This is a genomic window from Melghirimyces algeriensis (genome assembly GCF_900182565.1).
Classification (GTDB): Bacteria; Bacillota; Bacilli; order Thermoactinomycetales; family DSM-45169; genus Melghirimyces; species Melghirimyces algeriensis.
The window spans coordinates 1-22,831 of record NZ_FXTI01000018.1 but is presented as its reverse complement, the minus strand read 5'-3'; the positions used below and the strand labels follow the sequence as shown (position 1 = coordinate 22,831).

1 protein-coding gene and 3 pseudogenes are annotated in these 22,831 nt (G+C 52.0%); all 4 read right to left on the bottom strand.

Features of this window, described 5'->3' with window-relative positions; translation table 11 throughout:
• Nucleotides 1-184: 184 nt before the first annotated feature.
• Nucleotides 185-14,491, bottom strand: a pseudogene (locus FN782_RS16225) (SDR family NAD(P)-dependent oxidoreductase); the annotation flags it as partial.
• 166 nt (nt 14,492-14,657) lie between these two features.
• A pseudogene (locus tag FN782_RS17565) lies at nt 14,658-15,149 on the bottom strand (polyketide synthase dehydratase domain-containing protein); the annotation flags it as partial.
• 147 nt (nt 15,150-15,296) lie between these two features.
• Nucleotides 15,297-17,363, bottom strand: a pseudogene (locus tag FN782_RS17220) (type I polyketide synthase); the annotation flags it as partial.
• 127 nt (nt 17,364-17,490) lie between these two features.
• Entirely contained in the window at nt 17,491-22,800 is a 5,310-nt protein-coding gene (locus FN782_RS16215) for a PfaD family polyunsaturated fatty acid/polyketide biosynthesis protein (RefSeq protein ID WP_281285985.1), read from the bottom strand.
• Nucleotides 22,801-22,831 lie beyond the last annotated feature (31 nt).

The window sequence follows — 22,831 nt, the reverse complement described above, 5'->3', positions numbered from 1 at the left end:
CCACAAACCGACGCAACGTGTCTCGATCCCCTGCAAGGACCATCACCTGTTGCAACTGGGAGGCCCATGCCTGATAAAAGGCGCGAATGCCCGCCTCTGTCCTTAATGCGACCATCCCTGTATCTTGCATCCACTGCCTTTGCTGTTCGGATGTGACCTGCATCCCACCACCTTCCCACAGGGGCCAATTAATGGAGAAGGTGCGCCCCTGCCGTTTATGGCTTTTGACCAAAGCGTTGCGATAGTGGGCATATTGATCAACAAAGGCATTGGCGGTAGCATAATCAGCCTGTCCAATGTTTCCCATCACACCGGCAATGGAAGAGAAGATTACAAAGAAATCAAGGCGGCAATCCTGACTGGCCTCATCCAGATGGACTACACCCGCTACCTTTGGCGCCAGCACCTGGGCAAACGGTGTTTCTGTTTTTTGTATGATGAAGCGATCATCGGTTACGCCTGCACCATGAATAATTCCATTTAGATCCCCATATGTCGCCATTATTTCCGACATACAACGCTGAACGGCTTGCCGATCCGTTACATCGACAGATCGATAGATAACCTCTACCCCGCGCTGTTTCCATTCTTTCAACCATTGTTGCATGGTCTCTGTTGGCTGGGAACGCCCAACGAGGATCACAACCCCGCTCTGAATATGCTGGACGATTTCCTGAGTGATCACTTTGGCGAGCAACCCATTCCCTCCGGTGATCAGGTAAACACCGCCTTCCTTCCATGGCAGAGATCCTCCCTTTACGGCAGGGGGCATCTCCTTCCAGCCCAATACATGCCGCTTGCCCCCTCGATAGGCCACCTGTCGGTTCGCCATCGCCTGCCGATTGACATCAAGAATGGTTTGCACATGGTCACGATCCATGTCCCCATCCAGCTCCACGCACTGCCCCATAATATGCGGATTTTCCAAATGGGCAGTTTGCAACATCCCGTTTAGTGCCCTGCCAAAGGGATCGTCCGATGGGTTAAACAGCAGGATTTGAATGGGCACCCAGTGGGTGGGTTTCGCCTTCAGGATCTCCTGAATAATGCGAAACACCTGTAGCGCGTCACGGGCAAATCGGCCAGCCGGATCAGAAGGATTGCTATCACCAGAAATGATGTGACACACTTCATCCGGTAACCCGTGGCTTATTTCCTCTGCTTTTTCGCGATCAGCCCCATAGAGAATCACATGGCCGTTTTCTTTTTTGGAGGAAGGGATCAGAGGTGTAACCACTTTTTCCTCCCAATGTGGATAATAGAGGACTGTATCTTGTATTGGTCCTGTCTTTAAAGCTAGGCCTGTGATTTGCAAGACACAATCGCCCCGCTCATCGCACAGATCGATATCCAACTTGATGATATGGGCATTGCCTCGACTGTCATCCCTTTGGCGCACAAAAGCCCATTGCGTTCTTAGGCAATCACCCGTAACGATCAATTCATCCATCGCAAATGGCAGTGCCAAACCCTGCCCCGCTTCCGATAAGGTCAGTCCCATGGCAGATTGAATGGCCACATCCAGCAAGCAGGGATGCAAAATGTAGGCATCCTGTGTATCCGCCATACACTCAGGTAAGTGGATTTTGGCCAGGACTTGCCCCTGCCCCACATAAATCTTTTCCACACCCTGAAAACAGGGGCCATAAACGATCCCCATCGATTGAAATGCCTGATAGCATTCTTCAGATGTCCATACCCGCTGTTGGCATTGCGCCTGCAGCTGGGATAAATCCAAACGGTGAGCCGCTTGGGCAAAATCCCCCAGCACCATTTCCCCTTGGCAATAGATCCTCTCTTCCCTATTTGCCCGTTGGTAGATGGTATAGGTCATTACTTGATCATTTTCTGGGGAAAGCCCAATGGTTAAGGGAGATTGTGCATCATCTCGCCTTAAGGGTTTAGACCACATCACATGTTTAAGATGTACATCCATCATTCCCTGCTCCCCCATCGCCGCTTTTGCCGCAGCGCTGGCCATTTCCAGATAGACCGCTCCAGGTAGCACACCGACACCGTCCACAGCATGATCCTGGAAATAAAACGCCTGCTCATTCAGCTTTGTAATAAACTTAAGCCCTTCAATATCGGATACATTTTGATGCACCAAGGGATGAATCGCAGTATCCTGGGGCATATCTCGCTTTACTTCTGTTAACCAGTAGCGTTCCTTGGCAAATGGAGCAACAGGCAAACTGATGCGTGACGGTTTTCCATGGCGATAGAGAAGGTGCCAATCAATGCGAGCCCCATTGACCCATGCCTCCATCAAAGACCGATAGGCACCCGTTTCAATCCATTGGTTGACCGCTTCATCCGTGATAACAGGAGCCTCATCGCGGATTGGACAACGTCCGGCTATCCAGTGTTGATCCTCCGTCTGCTGCACATAGGCATCCAGTCGCTGGCGCAACGTCTCAATGGACGTCACGGTAAAGGCCAACCGCTCCACCATTGCTTCACGCCCTGTCTGTAGCGTAAAGGCAATATCTGCCAGATGGCCATCAGTGAATCCCTGCTGCTCAACCGCAGTAAGTAACCGGCTGGCCTGTTGCCTTAACTGTTTTTTCTCCTTCGCCGACAAGACAATGATCGCCGGCTGATCGGGTGTGATGGACAGACTGGTGCGCTGGCGATTGCGGGAAATATATTCCTCAATGATAAGGTGGGCATTCGCCCCACCGGCACCAAAAGAGGAAATACCCGCCCGCCGGGGGTATTCCTGCACTTTTCCATTCTTATGAATCACCGGTCGCTTCCAGTCCGCCAGCTTCTGCTGCACGACAAAGGGAGTCCGGCTAAAGTCAATACGGGTATTGAGCTCTTCAGCATGAAGCGAGGGAACCAACTGACGGTGCTTCAATTGCAATAGTATTTTGGTTAAACCCGCGACACCAGCTGCACTCTCACTATGACCAATATTGGACTTAACGGAACCAATGGCGCAAAACTGCCGATCATGGGTATGCTTTTCAAATGCAGTGGTTAAGCCGTTGATTTCAATGGGATCACCCAAGGCCGTTCCCGTACCATGGGCCTCAATATAGCTAATGGTGCGCGCATCCAACTGGGTTCTTTCCAATGCCTGAAGGATTAACTGTGCTTGCGATTGCGGATTGGGTATTGTATATCCGTTGGTTTTCCCTCCCGCATTAAGCATGCTGCCCTTGATGACACCATAGATATGATCCCCGTCCGCTTCTGCCTGCGCCAATGGCTTTAAGACAACCGCACCCACACCCTCGCTGTCCACAATCCCATCCGCCTGTTGACCGAACGGACGGCATGTATCACCAGGAGACAACATGGTCATAGCGGATAGCTTGAGAAAATGATCCGGATGGACAATTAAGTTCACACCTCCAGCAATGGCACAGGAGCTCATACCGCTATAGAGGCTTTCCAAGGCCAGATGAATGGCCGTCAGCGAAGAGGAACAGGCAGTATCAACAGCCAAACTGGGGCCTTGAAAGTTGAGAATATAGGACACCCGGTTGGCAATGGACCAATAACTGGCTCCCGGTGGATAATGTCCATTCATCGCGCCGACAAATACGCCCACTTTCCGGTCTTTACTGAGATTGAGCGGCGTATAACCCGCATCCGCAATACTTTCATAACAGGTTTCCAGGAACACCCTTTCCTGCGGGTCCATGCGCTTGGCTTCCGCAGGCGAAAGATGGAAGAAATAGGGGTCAAATTGATCAATCCCGTCAATAAAGCCACCCCATTTGGTATACATATAACCGGTCTTTCCGGGTTCCGCATCATAATACCGTTGCCAATCCCATCGCTCTTTTGGAATCGTGGTAATGGCATGTTGCCCGGACTTTAACAGTTGCCAGTATTCATGAATTCCATTTGCTTTGGGGTAGCGACCAGCGACACCGATGATCGCCACATCCATCAGGGTTGACGCGGATTGAGACCCCTGTCTTTCCATGGACCGGAAACGACGGGGTTGGCGTCGAGTGATCGCTTTTGTGGGATGTGGTGACGGGACCAAAGGAACCGGATGGTCATCCGTCTCAGGATTGATCGTCACTAAATCTTGCACCTGTTGCAGATGATTTTTCATTAAAAAGATGGCTAGATCATCCAGGGTTTGACACTCAAATAACAATGTACTGCTGATATCCTCAAAATCTTGCCGCAATGCACGGGTCAATTGGGCGACCAAAATAGAGTCAAACCCATATCGCTCCAAAGGCTCTGCACCGTCAATCTGTTCAGCTGACAGACGCAAAATATCCCCTGCCAGATGTTTTAGATAGTCCACACAGGCGGTATGCAATGGTTCCCCTTGCTTGATCTGTTTCGTAGAAGAAGAAGGCGCTTTTGGCACCCGTTGCCCGGCCTGTAGTGATTGCTCATCGGTCGGTTTCTTTTGCCGTACCACGCCATCGCTTTCCGCCAGGATAATATGTTGTGGGCCTTCAAAATCTGAGGCTACCGTCGTGTAAAACCCCTCTGATGCCAGAATCTGTTGCCACTGTTCCGCTGTGACCAGTGGGGAACCAGGGATGCGCCATGCGCTGTCCTCATACAACCACCATCCTTCCAGTAAACCAAAGGTAAGGTGGTTCAACAGCGTATGGGTGGTGGTTTCATTTAACAGGAGCAAGCCATTCTTTTTTAGCAAGGCCTTGGTATGGCGCAATGTCTCACGTAAAATGGGGGTGGCATGAAGCACATTGCTGGCAATGACCACATCATAGCCTCCTGACTCAAACCCCTGCCCCAAAATGGGCTGGGTCACATCAAACAACTGATAGGTCATACGGGATTGCCAATCACTGAAGTGCTTTTCAGCGTACAATAAAAATGCCCTGGAAATATCGGTGTAAGCATACTCTTGTATGCTGTCTTGGTATGGATGTATTTGCTTTAACACCTCAGCCGTACTTCCACCCGTTCCCGCTCCAATCTCCAGGATTCGCACCGGCTTTTCAGGCTGATGCTGTTGTCTGTATTGCAGATAGTTCACCAGCATGGTCGCAAGGTGCTGATTATAGTAGTCCGCAACCGCATTCTGTTTATAAATCCCTTCCACTTGTTCCATGGAAGAATCGGGGAACAGAATATCCGTTGCCGCAACCTGTCCAGTCAGTATATCGGGCAACCGCTGCAAGGTGGCTTCCAACAAAGTAAAATGGGACCGCATATCCTGGTCATTGGACCAGGTTTGTTTAAACTGGTCCCACTCTTCCCAAATCGCTGTGACATCAACCGGTTCCAGCAAAACCGTATAAGTCTGATCACCCCATGATAGGTACTTGTGCTCTTCAAAAATGTCCACCGTTTCTTTCATCCATCGGTGATAGATTGTCTGAAGCCCTGGGGTTAATTCCGACAGAGTGCCTCGCTTTTCCTGAAACCAGCCTGCCTTTTGCAACTGACTCCACAACAATTTCACCAACAAGGGCTGCACTTGAGCCATGCGTTGGCTGATCTCCACAATGGTCTGTTCTCCTGTTTCTACTTTTGCAGGCAGTGTCTGGTCGAGGGTACCCAACCAGGAACAAATCTCCTCTGGGTAAATGGTGATGGTCTCTGATGACTCGATTTCTTGGGGATGCAAAGGACGCAGGGTATGGATATAGGCCAGTTGTGGAATGGGTTGTGACAGCAAAACGTCCAGCGCTCCCATTCCCTCCGGTCCTTCAATCGATCCGATTCCTGCTTGAGCCATTTTCTGCTGATAGCTTTCTTCCGCCACCACACCCACACTGCCCCAGTAACCCCAGTTCATGATCTTCACTGGGCAGGACCATTCCCTCTCCATCGCCAAAGCAAAAGCATCCTTAAAAGTACAGCCCGCTGCATAATTGCTTTGTCCCGCTGCTGTTGCAAAGGATTGAATGGATGAGAAAAACAGCACAAAATCAAGGGATTCCGCGGCAAATACCTGGGCCATCCGAACACTGACATTCACCTTGGCCGTCAATGCCGCCCGAAAACCTTCTTCATCCATCTGTGCAATCGGCTGATCCCGCAAGACAATCGCCGAATGAATCACTCCCTGTATCTCCCCATACTTTTCCTTGATCTGCTGATAAGCCTCTTCCAAAGATTGTCTGCTTGCAGCATCGGCGACCAGATAATCGGGAGCAGGTCCACAGGTGGCCAATCGGCTGATCTTGGCGCGAATGGCTTCATCCTTTTCCCTTCTGCCGATCCAAACCACCCTGGCCTGGTAATGACGGATCACATGTTCACTCCAAACTTCACCCAGACCGCCTGCCCCGCCAATCACCACATAAACACCGCCCTTTTTATAAGGAGCTTCCTGTGGTGCCGCAGTCTGTTGCACTTGAACGAAGCGCTGCTGATACCAGGCACCTTCCCGGTAGGCCAGCACTTCCCCTGGCATGGGGTGGATATGGGTGAGAGGCTGGATATCCTCTCCCCTTTCCAGATCCAACAGACGAATCTGCCAGTGTGGATATTCCTTGGCCAATGAGCCCACCAAGCCATACAATGCCGATTGGGCAGGCTGGATCGCTTCATGGGAATGAACCTGCTGGGCTTGAACCGTCATAATTGTCCATCGCAATGCCTTATGCCCATAGTCCAAGGCCAGTAATGCTTTAACCACCTTGAACAGGGCAATCACCGTATGTTCCTGGGCGGCAATCAGCCCTTCATCTGTCACCGACGATACCGGCTGTTCGGGCATATACCAGATCAACTCATCTATCTCTTCAAATGTTGTAAGGTTGGCGATGATGTCTTTAATGGTATCCCCTTCAGACACCTGCAACACGCGGGCCTTCGGATATTGCTGGGTGACAATAGCTGTTTTTCCATCTGTCTTTTCCCCGGTAATGACAACAGGGGACTGTGATGGAGCTTCTTCCCGATCACCAGTGCATTGGACCCTCTCCCAGACCCGTGCAAGCATGAGACGGCCCATTGGCGCATCCGTTTCCGCTTTTTGGGTGATGAGACGGGTGACTAAACCCTTGACCTTCAGACAAACCCGTCCCCCGTCATCACAGAGATCAATGGCGATCTGCCCATCATCCTCACGGCGAACCCAGGCCCACATGGTCTCCTGGGTTTCCCCATAGATGGTCACTTCCTCCACCGCAAAGGGCAAGGCCGGTTGACGCTGGTCGAAGTCCGCCTGCAACCCCACCGCCGCTTGAATGGCCGCATCCAGCATTCCTGGATGAAGCCCGCCATCCACCCAGGAGGATAAAAGCGTGAGCCGGGCCAACACCTCTCCCTGTCCCACATAGATCCTTTCAATCCCCCGGTGGCTTTCCCCATACTGAATGCCCATTTCCGCAAAGGCTTTATACACCGCTTCCCTGTCAAGCTCCCTTTGCCCGCAAGCCTGTTGGATTCGGGAGATGTCCATCAGCGGCGGGGCTGTCTCCGTTATCAGCTCAGCCCGTCCCTCGCTGTATACCACTTCCTCCCCTTCATCCGTCTCCCGGTAGACATCAAAGTGGAGGGTCTCATCCTTGTCCACCGCCAGCCCCATATGCACCTCAACCGGTTCCTCACCCACAGTGAGGGGTCGCATCCAACTCACCTGCTGAAGGCGAATCGCCATCCATCCGCCAACCGCCTGGGAGATAGCCGCCCGCACCATTTCCAGATAGGCGCTTCCCGGCAACATCCGTTGTCCTCCCACCACATGATCGGACAGAAAGGACTCCTCCCCTGTGAAATGAGTGGTAAACCGCTGTTCATAGAGGTCGGATGTATTCCGGTGCAACAGGGGATGGATCGCCTCCGTTCTTCCCTGTCCCTCCCGCTCTGCTACCGGGACCCAATACCGCTCCTGCTTAAAGGGATAGGTCGGCAGACTGATCCGCCGCGGCTTCGTCCCGCTGTACAACCGTTCCCAATCGACAGCCATGCCCTTTACCCACAACTTTAACAGCTTGTCATACTTGCCTTTCTGCTGCCATGCCTCCAGGGTGGCGGCCATATCCTCATCCGCCATGAAGACCGCCATGGCCGCTTGATGGGCTTTCACCTCTCCCCGGTAATAATCTGCTATATCCGGCTTTTGGGCGAGAATATCCGTCAGCTTGCCCTTGAGATCAGCCATGGAGGTGACCACCACCGCCAATCGCTCATCCATCGCTTCCCGCCCCACCTGCAAGGTATAGGCGATATCCGCCAAGTCCCGGTCGGTCCAGCCCGCTTCTGCTACCGCCGACAGCAGCCGCTTGGCCTGTTCCAACAGTTGCCCTTCGCTTTGTGCCGACAGGACAATCAGATAGGGACCTGGATGAAGGGGAGTTGTCTCTTTTGCTACTTCCGGTATATATTCCTCAATCACCACATGGGCATTGGCTCCCCCGGCACCAAAGGAGGAGATCCCCGCCCGTCGCGGTCCCTTTTGGGGCCGTTTCCATTCGGCCAATGTCTGTTGTACCACAAAGGGGGTGGATGCAAAATCAATATGCGGATTTAAGACCTTGGAATGAAGGGAGGGCACCAGTTGCCCCTTTTTCATCTGAAGCAGGATTTTGCTTAGGCCCGCAATCCCTGCGGCACTCTCTGCATGCCCAATATTGGATTTTACCGAGCCGATGGCACAAAACTGCCGATCCTGGGTATAGGATTCAAAGGCCTTGGTTAATCCGGCAATTTCAATGGGATCCCCCAGTGCAGTCCCTGTGCCATGGGCTTCAAGGTAGTGGATAGTCCGCGGGTCCACGCCCGCCTGCTGCCATGCCCGTTGGATCACATCAGTCTGGGCATTGGGGTTGGGAACGGTATAGCCATGGGTTTTCCCCCCATGGTTCACGGCGGTTCCTTTGATCACCCCATAAATGTGATCCCCATCCGCCACCGCCTGGGCGAAAGGCTTTAACAGCACCGCCCCCACCCCTTCACCAGGTACGTAACCGTCACCCCCTTCGCCAAAGCTTTCACAGCGTCCCTTGCTCGATAAAAACTCCCCCTGCTGTAAGGCCACATATTTATTGGGATGAATGGAGAGATTCACTCCACCGGCAATGGCCGCCTCACAACTGCCCCGTTGTAGATGCTGACAGGCTAGGTGGATCGCCGTTAAGGAGGAGGAGCACATGGTATCCACCGCCATACTGGGACCATGGAAGTTACAAAAATAGGAGACCCGGTTGGCGATGGAAGCCGCATTGCCATTGACGGCCACCGATCGGCCCTTCAGCTGCTCCTGCGCCCCATACAACGGGTACTCCTCATACATCACACCGACAAACACCCCTACATTGCCGGCCATCCCCTGCCCCTGAACGCTCCCCAAGGCCTGGCGGGTATATCCCGCATCCTGGAGGGTTTCATAGACACATTCCAAAAAGAGCCGTTCCTGTGGGTCCATCCGTTCCGCTTCACGGGGGGAGATGTGAAAAAACAGGGGATCAAACCGATCCATATCCTGTAAAAAACCACCCCACATCTCCCCTTTGGGCGGGGTTTGCCAAAGAGTCAGGCGCTCCTCCGGCACCGGGGTGATACAATCTTTTCCGGCCTTTAGGTTGTGCCAAAACTCCTGCATATTACGGGCAGCGGGATAACGCCCCGCCAAACCGACAATCGCAATATCGGGGGCAGGTGGGGATGAAGAGAAAGCAGGCGCCATCCGAAACCCTTTACGCCGCCTGCGGGGATTTTTGTGCCGTTTTTCCGTCACCACCGGTTGGGGAACAACTGCAGGCTGGCTGCCGCCCAGGACCTTTGTCAATGCCTCACGGTGATGCTGAAGAAAATAGCCCGTCAGCTCGTCCACCGTTTTATATTCAAAGAACAGGGTTTTCGGCAGTGGGCCAAAAACCCCTTCCAACTGCTGGGTCAGTTTTAACACCAACACCGAGTCCATGCCATAGGTCATAAAGTCAGCACCGGCTTCTATTTGATCAGCAGACAACTTTAATCCCGCTGAAAGCAACCCTTTGATATAATCCGTCGCCTTCCCGCGCAGTTCTTCCTGTTCCGGTGCCTTAACCACCGGGGGAGAATTCACTTCAGGGGCGGGCTGAATGTGAAGACGAGACTGGATCTTTTGAAACCGGCCACGCTCTCCCGCAATCACCATCACCTGTGCATAGGGTGAGGCCAGTCCTTCATAGAATGCTGTCATCCCCCGTGAAGTCTCCATGGCAACCAGTCCAGTGCTTTTGCGCATAATGGCTTCCGTTTCAGCATCCAGGTGCATACCGCCATCCTGCCACAAGGGCCAATTAAAGGAAATGGTACGCCCATGCCGTTTCTTTGCCGCTACCAGTTGCTGGCGATATCGGGCATAGGCATCCATAAAGGCACTGGCTCCCGCATAATCCGCCTGACCGACATTGCCAATTCCTCCTGCCAATGAAGAGAAAATAATAAAGAAGTCCAGCGGACAGGCCTGGCAGGCTACATCCAGATTGACCAATCCCAGGGTTTTAGGCCCCATTACTTCCAGAAACTGCGATGCAGGCTTTTTTATGATAAAGTTATCGCGAATCATGCCCGCACTGTGAATCACACCATGGAGTTGACCATGTGCTTGCAGGATGTCATCCACCAGGTGTTTCACCGCTGAACGGTCGGTAACATCCACTTGGTGATAGACCACCTGCACACCCATGGCTGTCAATGCCTGAAGGTCTGTCTCTTTTTTCTCGTCCATGGGGGAACGACCCGCAAGAATTAGCGTACTTTGCGGAGCATGCCGCGCGATTTCCTTGGCAAACAGCAGTCCCAAACCGCCCAATCCCCCTGTGATTAAATAAACCCCCTCCTCTTTCCAAGGGAGAGCAACAGGTGACGAGGGTTTCAGGGCCTGCCAACGGGCGATATAGCGCCTGCCATTCTGATAACAAATATGGTCTGGACGGGAAGAGACGGCATTCTCCTTTAACCTCTCTGCGACCGCTTTCGCCGACCTGACCGCATCCACAGCAATCAGTTGCCCTATGATATGGGGATTTTCAAGGTGTGCCGTCTGAAGAATCGCCCACAACCCCTCATATAGCCCCTCTTCCTCTTGAAGCGGAACAACCACCTGAACCAATATTTTCTTTTTACGGTCCGCTTTCATCATTTGCTGTAGCGTCTCAAACAACTGCAGGGCATATTGTTGGAAACGTTCACCATGATCACCCTCAACCGTCCGCAGGGTCAAGCATTCTCCCCCTTCAAGGAACCGCTGTAAATGATCTGGGGAGGGATCTGCCATGTCACAAAGAATGACCTTATGATCCTCAAACGTTACATCGGTTACTTTCACGGGCTGCTCCTGCCATTGCGGATGAAGCAAGAGATGGTCAATGGCTTCTCCCATCCCAGCCGACTCCATGACACGCACTGCCAGGCCCTTGACCTTTAGACAAACCCGACCCCCATCATCACAGAGATCAATGGCGATCTGCCCATTATCCTCATGGCGAACCCAGGCCCACATACTCTCCTGGGTCTCCCCATAGATGGTCACTTCCTCCACCGCAAAGGGCAAGGCCGGTTGACGCTGGTCGAAGTCCGCCTGCAACCCCACCGCCGCTTGAATGGCCGCATCCAGCATTCCTGGATGAAGCCCGCCATCCACCCAGGAGGATAAAAGCGTGAGCCGGGCCAACACCTCTCCCTGTCCCACATAGATCCTTTCAATCCCCCGGTGGCTTTCCCCATACTGAATGCCCATTTCCGCAAAGGCTTTATACACTGCTTCCCTGTCAAGCTCCCTTTGCCCGCAAGCCTGTTGGATTCGGGAGATGTCCATCAGCGGCGGGGCTGTCTCCGTTATCAGCTCAGCCCGTCCCTCGCTGTATACCACTTCCTCCCCTTCATCCGTCTCCCGGTAGACATCAAAGTGGAGGGTCTCATCCTTGTCCACCGCCAGCCCCATATGCACCTCAACCGGTTCCTCACCCACAGTGAGGGGTCGCATCCAACTCACCTGCTGAAGGCGAATCGCCATCCATCCGCCAACCGCCTGGGAGATAGCCGCCCGCACCATTTCCAGATAGGCGCTTCCCGGCAACATCCGTTGTCCTCCCACCACATGATCGGACAGAAAGGACTCCTCCCCTGTGAAATGAGTGGTAAACCGCTGTTCATAGAGGTCGGATGTATTCCGGTGCAACAGGGGATGGATCGCCTCCGTTCTTCCCTGTCCCTCCCGCTCTGCTACCGGGACCCAATACCGCTCCTGCTTAAAGGGATAGGTCGGCAGACTGATCCGCCGCGGCTTCGTCCCGCTGTACAACCGTTCCCAATCGACAGCCATGCCCTTTACCCACAACTTTAACAGCTTGTCATACTTGCCTTTCTGCTGCCATGCCTCCAGGGTGGCGGCCATATCCTCATCCGCCATGAAGACCGCCATGGCCGCTTGATGGGCTTTCACCTCTCCCCGGTAATAATCTGCTATATCCGGCTTTTGGGCGAGAATATCCGTCAGCTTGCCCTTGAGATCAGCCATGGAGGTGACCACCACCGCCAATCGCTCATCCATCGCTTCCCGCCCCACCTGCAAGGTATAGGCGATATCCGCCAAGTCCCGGTCGGTCCAGCCCGCTTCTGCTACCGCCGACAGCAGCCGCTTGGCCTGTTCCAACAGTTGCCCTTCGCTTTGTGCCGACAGGACAATCAGATAGGGACCTGGATGAAGGGGAGTTGTCTCTTTTGCTACTTCCGGTATATATTCCTCAATCACCACATGGGCATTGGCTCCCCCGGCACCAAAGGAGGAGATCCCCGCCCGTCGCGGTCCCTTTTGGGGCCGTTTCCATTCGGCCAATGTCTGTTGTACCACAAAGGGGGTGGATGCAAAATCAATATGCGGATTTAAGACCTTGGAATGAAGGGAGGGCACCAGTTGCCCCTTTTTCATCTGAAGCAGGATTTTGCTTAGGCCCGCAATCCCTGCGGCACTCTCTGCATGCCCAATATTGGATTTTACCGAGCCGATGGCACAAAACTGCCGATCCTGGGTATAGGATTCAAAGGCCTTGGTTAATCCGGCAATTTCAATGGGATCCCCCAGTGCAGTCCCTGTGCCATGGGCTTCAAGGTAGTGGATAGTCCGCGGGTCCACGCCCGCCTGCTGCCATGCCCGTTGGATCACATCAGTCTGGGCATTGGGGTTGGGAACGGTATAGCCATGGGTTTTCCCCCCATGGTTCACGGCGGTTCCTTTGATCACCCCATAAATGTGATCCCCATCCGCCACCGCCTGGGCGAAAGGCTTTAACAGCACCGCCCCCACCCCTTCACCAGGTACGTAACCGTCACCCCCTTCGCCAAAGCTTTCACAGCGTCCCTTGCTCGATAAAAACTCCCCCTGCTGTAAGGCCACATATTTATTGGGATGAATGGAGAGATTCACTCCACCGGCAATGGCCGCCTCACAACTGCCCCGTTGTAGATGCTGACAGGCTAGGTGGATCGCCGTTAAGGAGGAGGAGCACATGGTATCCACCGCCATACTGGGACCATGGAAGTTACAAAAATAGGAGACCCGGTTGGCGATGGAAGCCGCATTGCCATTGACGGCCACCGATCGGCCCTTCAGCTGCTCCTGCGCCCCATACAACGGGTACTCCTCATACATCACACCGACAAACACCCCTACATTGCCGGCCATCCCCTGCCCCTGAACGCTCCCCAAGGCCTGGCGGGTATATCCCGCATCCTGGAGGGTTTCATAGACACATTCCAAAAAGAGCCGTTCCTGTGGGTCCATCCGTTCCGCTTCACGGGGGGAGATGTGAAAAAACAGGGGATCAAACCGATCCATATCCTGTAAAAAACCACCCCACATCTCCCCTTTGGGCGGGGTTTGCCAAAGAGCCAGGCGCTCCTCCGGCACCGGGGTGATACAATCTTTTCCGGCCTTTAGGTTGTGCCAAAACTCCTGCATATTGCGGGCAGCGGGATAACGCCCCGCCAAACCGACAATCGCAATATCGGGGGCAGGTGGGGATGAAGAGAAAGCAGGCGCCATCCGAAATCCTTTACGCCGCCTGCGGGGATTTTTGTGCCGTTTTTCCGTCACCACCGGTTGGGGAACAACTGCAGGCTGGCTGTCGCCCAGAACCTTTGTCAATGCCTCACGGTGATGCTGAAGAAAATAGCCCGTCAGCTCGTCCACCGTTTTATATTCAAAAAACAGGGTTTTCGGCAGTGGGCCAAAAACCCCTTCCAACTGCTGGGTCAGTTTTAACACCCTGATGGAGTTTATACCATACTTCTCCAGATCTACATCGTGAGCGATTTCCTCGGCATGGACCTTAAACACCGAGGAGAGGTGCCCTTTTAAATAGCCCATGGTCTTTTCCTGCAGATGCTGATTCCCTTGAGATAGGTTGGCAGTCTGCAACAACGCAACCAGATCATCCAACGTGCTCCGTTCCGCCAAATCCTTGGCAGTTAACTCAAGTCCAAACTGGCGATTTAGTCGATCCGCCAATTGTGTCAGCTTGAAGGGGTCAAATCCATATTCACCCAATGTAACATCATGATGAATCTCCTTGGCGTCAATCGTCAGCAATTCTGCCGCTATTTCCTTTAACGCCAGCAACAGCGCCTCTTCAGCCGCGTGATCCTCCTTCTTCTTATGTTGGCCCCAGCGCTGAAATTGCTCTGCGGCTTCCTCCGGTGTAATCTCCTTTTCCTTTAACTTCCGATAGATATGTTTCCACTGTCCATCCATTTTTCCGGTCCCCTTATCTTGAAGCCATTAAAATTCGTTCGACTTCCTCTTCCGATAATTCGCCCTTCCAAATTCTCTCCGACAGATGGCGATAAAAAGCTTCTTCTGACATTAGATCCGTTGCATTGCGTGTTTCAAAGCCCAGCATACGCATACATACCACACCATTCTCATCATAGACATCGATATCAAACACGTGCCCTCTTTCCCGTTGCCGGATATGGGCCCACACCGTGTTGGAGCAGGGTTGATATATATCGATGGCTTGAAGGGTAAAGGGCAGGCCATCCAGAGGCGCCTTTAATGCAATTGCAAAACCGGCCGTCGCCTGAAAGACGGCGTCCATCAGACCCGGGTCCAGGTAACAATCACGATCCCCGCGCAATTCCGGCGGTATGGCTAACTTTGCCAAAATCTGATCCTGATAAAGATAAAGGCACTCAATCCCTCGATGAGAGGGACCATAATAAAGACCCGCTGCACGAAAAGGTGGATAGATATGCTTCGGCAAGAGGGTATGCCAGGGATATTGCGATTGCAACCCTTGGAGATCCTGACTTTTCGGTGGCGTTGATGCAGATACCTTCATCACACCCTGAGCATGCGTGATAACGGTTTGATCATCGGGATGATCCGCTCCGCTGTAGATGTCATACTCCACAGCCCCATCCTCTTTTAGCACCAGGGCAATATGCACTTCAACCGGTTCATCTTCCACTGTCAACGGTTCCATCCATATATGCTCTTGCAAGCAAATCGAGGCTGTGCCTTCCTGTACAGTCCGGGCGGTCGCCCGATCCACTCCCATTTCAAAAGCCGCTCTCGCCATCTCCAGATAGGCGGACCCCGGTAGCATCCTCTTCTCCTTCACACGGTGATCGGTTAGATAACGCTCCTTCCCTGTCAGGATCGTCGTAAACCGCTGGGTCGACAGATCCGATGTATTGCGATGCACTAAAGGATGTAGCGTACGGGTGCTTGGAATGGGTCCGCTTTGCTCAGGAAGCCAATAGTGTTCCTTAGCAAAGGGATACCCCGGCAAACGAATTCGCCGGGGCTCTTCCCCCTGATATAGCACCTGCCAATCGACTGAGTCACCGGCCAGCCACCGTGAGAGAAGGGTTTCAGGGTCGGTATGCCGAGAGGGATTTCTCTGGCCCTTCCGCTTTTTCACATGGCTGATGTGTAACCCGTCGGGATGTTCACCATTCAGATAAGCCGTCAACATATCGAGTACTGCACGTTTACCATCCACCCAAAAGGCCAGACGGTAATCCATGGCCTCCCGACCCGTCTGTAAGGTATAAGTCATATCTTTGAGATTGACATCCGCTTGTAATGCCATCCATTCCTTCATGATGTCTGCGTATCCTTTAAGCTGCTTCTCCGTTTTAGCCGACAAAACGAATAAAGCCGGTCGGCCGGCATCCGTTACCGGCCTCCGCGCTCTTTCTTTCTTCGCATCGTAGGCTTCGATTACCAAATGGGCATTGGTGCCACTAAAGCCAAATGAACTGACACAAGCCCGTCTTGGTGAAACGGCATCCCAAGGGCGGGTCTGTGTATTGACATAAAAAGGGGAGTTCTTGAAATCAAAGTGTTCATTGGGCTCTTTAAAGTGAAGGGTGGGCACCAACTGCTGATGCTGCATACATAACAGCACCTTATGAACGCTTGCCACACCGGCAGCGGCTGATGTATGACCAATGTTGGATTTAACGGAACCAATGGCGCAAAACTGCTTTTTATCGGTTTTCTCTTGAAAGGCCGTTGATAACGCTTTAAGCTCAATGGGATCTCCCAATTGGGTACCCGTGCCATGCATCTCCGCATAGCTGATGGTCGAAGGATCAATGTCAAATTTTTGATAAATGCTTCGCTCCAAGGCCATCTGGCTTTTCACACTGGGAGCCGTTAGGCCGTTTGTTTTTCCATCCTGATTGATACCGAATCCAATAATCACGCCATAAATGGAATCATTGTCCGCCTCAGCATCCAGTAGACGCTTTAGCACCACAGCACCAACGCCTTCACCGGGAACCATGCCATCACTGGATCGGTCAAAAGCCTTGCATCGCCCCTCAGACGAGAGCATCTGTGCCGCGCACATTTCAATATAAGGCTTGGGGGTGAGGTACAACGTTACCCCACCAGCAAGAGCCATATCAATTTCTCGGTTGAGTAACGCCTGGCACGCCAGGTTAATCGCTACCAAGGAGGAAGAACACGCCGTATCGATCGAAAGCGCCGGACCTTTCAGATTAAGAAAGTAGGCAATGCGCGCTGATGCGATGGAAGCATAATTGCCCGTCAGATCCGTTAAACCGTACTGTTGTTCACACAACATCCGATAATATTCATTGGCCATGATGCCAAGATAAACCCCGCATTGCTGATTATTCAATGCTTCAGGTGTATAACCAGCATCTGCAAAAGCCTGATAGGCTTCCTGAAGAAAGAGACGCTGTTGTGGATCCATGGTTTCTGCCTCTGAAGGCGAAATATGAAAAAACAGGGGATCAAAGCAGGCTACATCATCCATCATTCCGAGCCATTTGCTATATATTTTTCCCTCTTCACTGGGGTACGGTTGATAGTATGAGGCAACATCCCAACGGGAAGGTGGGATTTCCCGGATAGAATCGCGACCTGCTACAAGATTGGACCAATAGGCATCGAGGTTGTCCGCTTCTGGATATCTCCCTGACATCCCAACGATGGCAATGGCCTCCCGATGATGGTCGGACTGATGATTTATCAATTGGCTTTTTGCCTCTTCCAGGGAGAATTCTCCCGCTTGCAGGGCTCGCAAGATGGTTTGTGTGTTTACCATTTCCCTCCCCCCCTTAAACCAGGTTGTATTTTTGTAACAGGACATGCGCCTCCGTCACTTCCAATGCACCCTGCTCCACTTTCCGCAAAATCTCCTCCAAGGTGGGCGGGGAGAGTGTCGGTGCTTCTTCCTCAGTGGATGGAGCAGTCTGTTTGACTTGATCCTTTTGCATCCAGGCGGCAAACTCACGCAAGGTGGGATAATCATATAAGGTCGTGGCCTCAATGGTGGTTCCATAGCGTTTATTTAACACCCGAACCCATTCCACGCCCAAAATAGAATCGAGACCCAAATCAGAAAAATGGACATCTTCATCCACCTCGCTGGGATCAAGGTACATCATATCAGCCAAACTCTTCGTCAATTCGGCTATCAAATCCAGACTATCCTGTTGTTTCGTTGTTGGATGGGGCTTCGCTGGTGGCCGTGCATCCACCTCCTTCGTGGATCGGATATACCGTGCCAATTCACGAATGGTCGGATAATCATAGAGTATAGTAGCTTCGAGGACCAGGCCCTGCTTCTTATTAATGAGACGCATCCATTCCACACCCAAAATAGAATCGAGGCCCATATCATGAAAGTTATCATCTACATCTATCTCTTGCCGCTCCATAAACAAGGTCTCGGACAGACTATCGATCAGCATGTCCTGCACTGCCGTCTCATCGTCTTCCGCATATTGCACCACCTGTTGGTGATCAACAGGCTGGTCAATCGGGGATAAGGTGATCGGAGACAAGGACTGCCTTTGATCGTCATCCGCCCACTTTTTTGTGTTCATCAAGGGTTGTAATTGAATCTGTTCTGGCCTTAACACCTGTTGTTCAGCATCAGGCAGGCGGAGGACCCGTTCTGTTGTCGATGGTAGACCGACTGCCGGTTCCGGCACGGTTACCGGACGAATGCCCGACTCTGCTATTGTTGACTGATCATCTTTTTTCGGCCAAAGGCTATTACGTTCAAAGGGATACGTGGGCAAGTTCATGCGTTGTGGCAGATGGTCCCCATACAACTGTTTCCAATCCACCTCGCCACCTTGTATCCACCAATTGGCAGCTTCTTGCCATTGCCCTTCTGCAAAAGCCTTGTATAGGCGATCATCTGTCCGATTCCTCTTGCGATCCCTGGTGAAGGTGGCTGTCAACAGATGGGACGGGCGTTGCCCCAAGATATACATTCGAATGGTTTGTAGCACCTCTTCTGGTGAATAGGCCAAGAAAGCCAGCCGACGCGCCATGTGCTCCCGACCAACCTGCAAGGTATAGGCCATCTGTTGCAGATCGGTATCAGGATGTTTTTGGATAAAATGGATCATCCGCTCGGCATAGCGTTTGAGCTGTTTGTCGTTTTTGGCTGAAAGCACCATTAATACGGGTTGATCCGGTGCATGGTGTTTGGTAACATCAGCCGGCTCTTCCGGTGGAAGATACTCTTCCACCACCATATGGGCATTGGTTCCGCTATAGCCAAAGGAACTGACGGCGGCACAACGCGGGATGCCCTGACGCGTTATCCAGGGTTGCTTATTTTTGCTGATATAAAAGGGACTATGCGCTAAATCAATATGCTCATTTAAATGATGACAGTGAATCATTGGCGGCAGCGTCCGGTGTTTGATAGCCAAAAGCACTTTGATCAATCCGGCAATCCCTGCGGCTGTCAGCAAATGCCCAATATTGCTTTTAACGGAACCCAATGCACAATATTGTTTTTCTGTGGTAAAAGATTGGAAGGCTTCTGTCAGCGCTTCCACTTCAATGGGATCACCCAGTTTGGTTCCCGTTCCATGAGCCTCAACCAGTGTGATATGGGCTGGATTGATGTCAAATTTTTGATATACCGCTTTTTCCAGTTCCGTTTGTGCCTGCCCATTTGGCGCTGTTATGCCGTTGGTCTTCCCATCCTGATTGACACCCCAACCCTTAATGACACCATAGATCGTATCCCGATCCCGTATGGCATCGCTAAGGCGTTTTAACAGAACCACACCCACTCCTTCACCTGGAACAAACCCATCCGCCTGATCATCAAATGTTCGGCAACGGCCCTGTTGGGACAGCATCCCCGCCTTGCTGGTCATGATATGAAGGGAGGGACCAGCCATTATACACACCCCTCCGGCAAGGGCCAAATCACTGTTGCCCAATACCAGGCTGTTACAGGCTTCCGCAACCGCTACCAAGGAGGAAGAGCAGGCCGTTTCAATCGCCAGGGAAGGTCCGCGCAAGTTGAGCAGATAGGAAATACGGGCCGCCAGAATGGATGTCGTGCTGCCCATGAGCACACGGGCATTTAAGTCTGTTTCCTTAAACAATTGCCCATAATCACTGGTGGCACACCCGACAAACACCCCACAACGGCTGCCTGAAAGGTCTGATGGACGCATGCCGGCATCCTCTATACAACTCCAGCAATTCTCCAAAAACAGCCTTTGCTGGGGGTCCATGGCGATCGCTTCCACTGGCGGGATATGAAAGAAAGCCGGATCAAACTGATCCACACCCTCTAGAACTCCCATCCATTTACTGGTACTCTTCCCCGGTGCTTCCGGATCGGTATCATAGTACTGCGCCATGGGCCACCGGGATGGCGGAATCTCAGAAATACAGTCTTTGCCATGGATAATATTGTCCCAAAATGCGGCAACATTATCGGCTTTGGGAAACTGTCCAGATATCCCCACAATCGCAATAGCGGTCTCTTCTTTGGAACGGTGATCCTTATGTGATGGTTGTGGGATTGCCGGTGTCTCGACATTCACTGGCGGGCGATAGCGGGGTTGCAGGTGTTCGCTAGCCTGCTGCATCAGCAAGGCGGCCACATCCACCACATGGCGCTTTTTCCAATCTTCATAAGGTGTACCCTTTACCCATTGATTAAAGGCCCCCAAGGCGGGACCACAAAATATCTGGAAATTATCTTTTTCGGATAGATCTCCATTAAGGGTAGCCCGGTTACAATAGGCAAAATACCATTTAAAGATGAGCGCCATCTTAAAGCGCGGATTGGCTTGGGCTTCCATTAAGTGCTGTGGATTTTTCTTTTTCTTGTATTCACACACCAAATCCCAGACTTCCGCAAAGGTGCGCTTAAAATAGTGAGTTTCGATTTCCTGTTTGATCTCATCAGGTATTTCTTCGATGGCATCATACTGCATAAACAGCTCATACAACCGATTCGCCCGGTTATAAAATTGGGTATGTTTACGGACCACTTGTGCTTTCGCACCAATCTCAAACATATCACCTGCAACGGTAACAGCCGTATCATGAATGGTAATGGTACTGAGCAATGCTTTTATTACATCGTGTGCGCCACTTTCAACCGTACACTGGTTGACAGAGCCGGTAAAAATAAAGTCAGCTCCCAGCATAAAGGCGGATGCCACCGCTTCCGGCGTACCGATCCCGCCACCACATCCCACAAGGATCAGTTCCGGGTATGAGTAGGTGTACTGTATATCCTTTCGCAGAGCCAGCACAGAAGGAACAAGAGCGGACAACACCCCTTGATCGGTATGGCCGCCAGAGTCCGCCTCCAAAGCAATGTCATCAACCATTGGAATGGACTGGGATAATCTCGCCTCATCTTTTGTAATCCATCCTTCTTCCAGCAGTTGATCCACTAAGTCCCCAGGCGGTGGGGTCATAAACTGTTTCGCAACCTCCAAACGGGAGCATTTGCCTATGATCCTTCTGGGAAAATAGATGCTTCCGTCCTTATCCTTCTTGATCCCTTTGATACGGCAATAAACCAACGGTGCCGTTATGGTTGAAAAGGCGGAGGCTTCAATAAAGGGAACGCCATAGGTAATAAACAGCTTGGCTTGCTCCCACTCTTCTTCCGGATTGTTCACATTGGCGATCAGGCACATACCATAGGGTTTATGGAGCCCTACAGCCGATTGGATATGTTCAATATGCGACGCCAATCTGGTTCCATCCAGACCGGCACTGCCAAAAAAGCTGAGTAGCTTCGCTTCTGCCATGGCAATTACCGATGCTTCTGAAGCGATCCCTTGGGCCATTGAACCCGCCATATAGCTCCATTTACAACCATAGCGGGTTTGAAACAATGGATTTCCCAGGCTTTCCGGACGGATCACGTTATCCTGTTTTCCCTGACCAACTGGTTTCTGCTTAAGAAGTGCAGGAGCCTTATCCATAGGAACGGAAGTGGCAGATGCTTCTGTCATGGACGGTGCCTCTAAAGCCTCTTTTACATTCCCTTTTCCTTCCCTCGACAAGGGATTTTGTTTATTCGGTCGCTTTTTTAATCGGCCCAACTCATTGGCAACATATTGGGCAAAATCCCGTAGTGTTGGATAATCATACACCTTGGTAGCCTTAATGGCCGTGCCATAGGTTTTATTTAATGTCTTAACCCACTCTACACCGACAATGGAATCCAAGCCCAGTTCAATGAACTTTTTACCCGGCAGTATCATGTTACGGTCAATATATAAAGCTTCTGCCAAACTGTCTGCCAACTCTTCCTGTAGGTCTTCCCATCCCAAATTTTCATGGAACGCCTCTTCTGTGGTATCTGACGGCACCACCCCAACAGGAGAGGGTTCACTGATCGTTTTATCATCTGCCGCAACGGATAATGCGGCAGCGATTTCAGGCTGTGAAGAAGCAACTACAGGTATCTGTTCAGTTTCTGATGCTTTCCAATAGGAATCCCGTGCAAAAGGATAAGTGGGCAAATGGACCCGTCCAGGCTCTTCCTTCCACAGATGTTCCCAAGGTAAGTCGTAGCCCTGACAGTAAAGGTTGGCCAGCCCCTGCAAGATTTCCTGATACTGCTCTGATGTTGCCGCCATATGGCTCTGTTGGATGAGGTCACGACCAAACAGCTCCATGACCTTTTGACTTATAAATTCCTCTGATACCACACCCCGGTCGCTATTGGGCAGAGGCTCCCCACTATCAAACTGTTTCAGCAGGTATAAAGCATCCGCCTGGCTTTTTGCCACCACCATATAACGATGGCGAAAATGCTGGCGCCCCTGTAAAAGGGTATAGCTGATCGGCCCCATTTGCTGATCCGTCAAGGATGTGTTTTCCAAAAAGGCGATCAGGTCTTCCACTTTTTCCGTTAAGGCCGCCTCGGTCTTGGCCGACAGTGCCAGCAGGTAATAGGGAAGCGATGCTCCTCTCCCCGCCGGCACCTCTTTTGGGTAGCTTTCCAGCACCAGATGCACATTGGTTCCACTTACACCAAAGGCGCTTACTGCCCCCCGGCGGGGTTTCTCCTCGCTGTCCTTCCATTCCCGATTGCTCTTATTCACATAAAAGGGGCTGTTCTGCCACTGGATATAGGGATTCTCCCGGTCACAATGCAGGCTG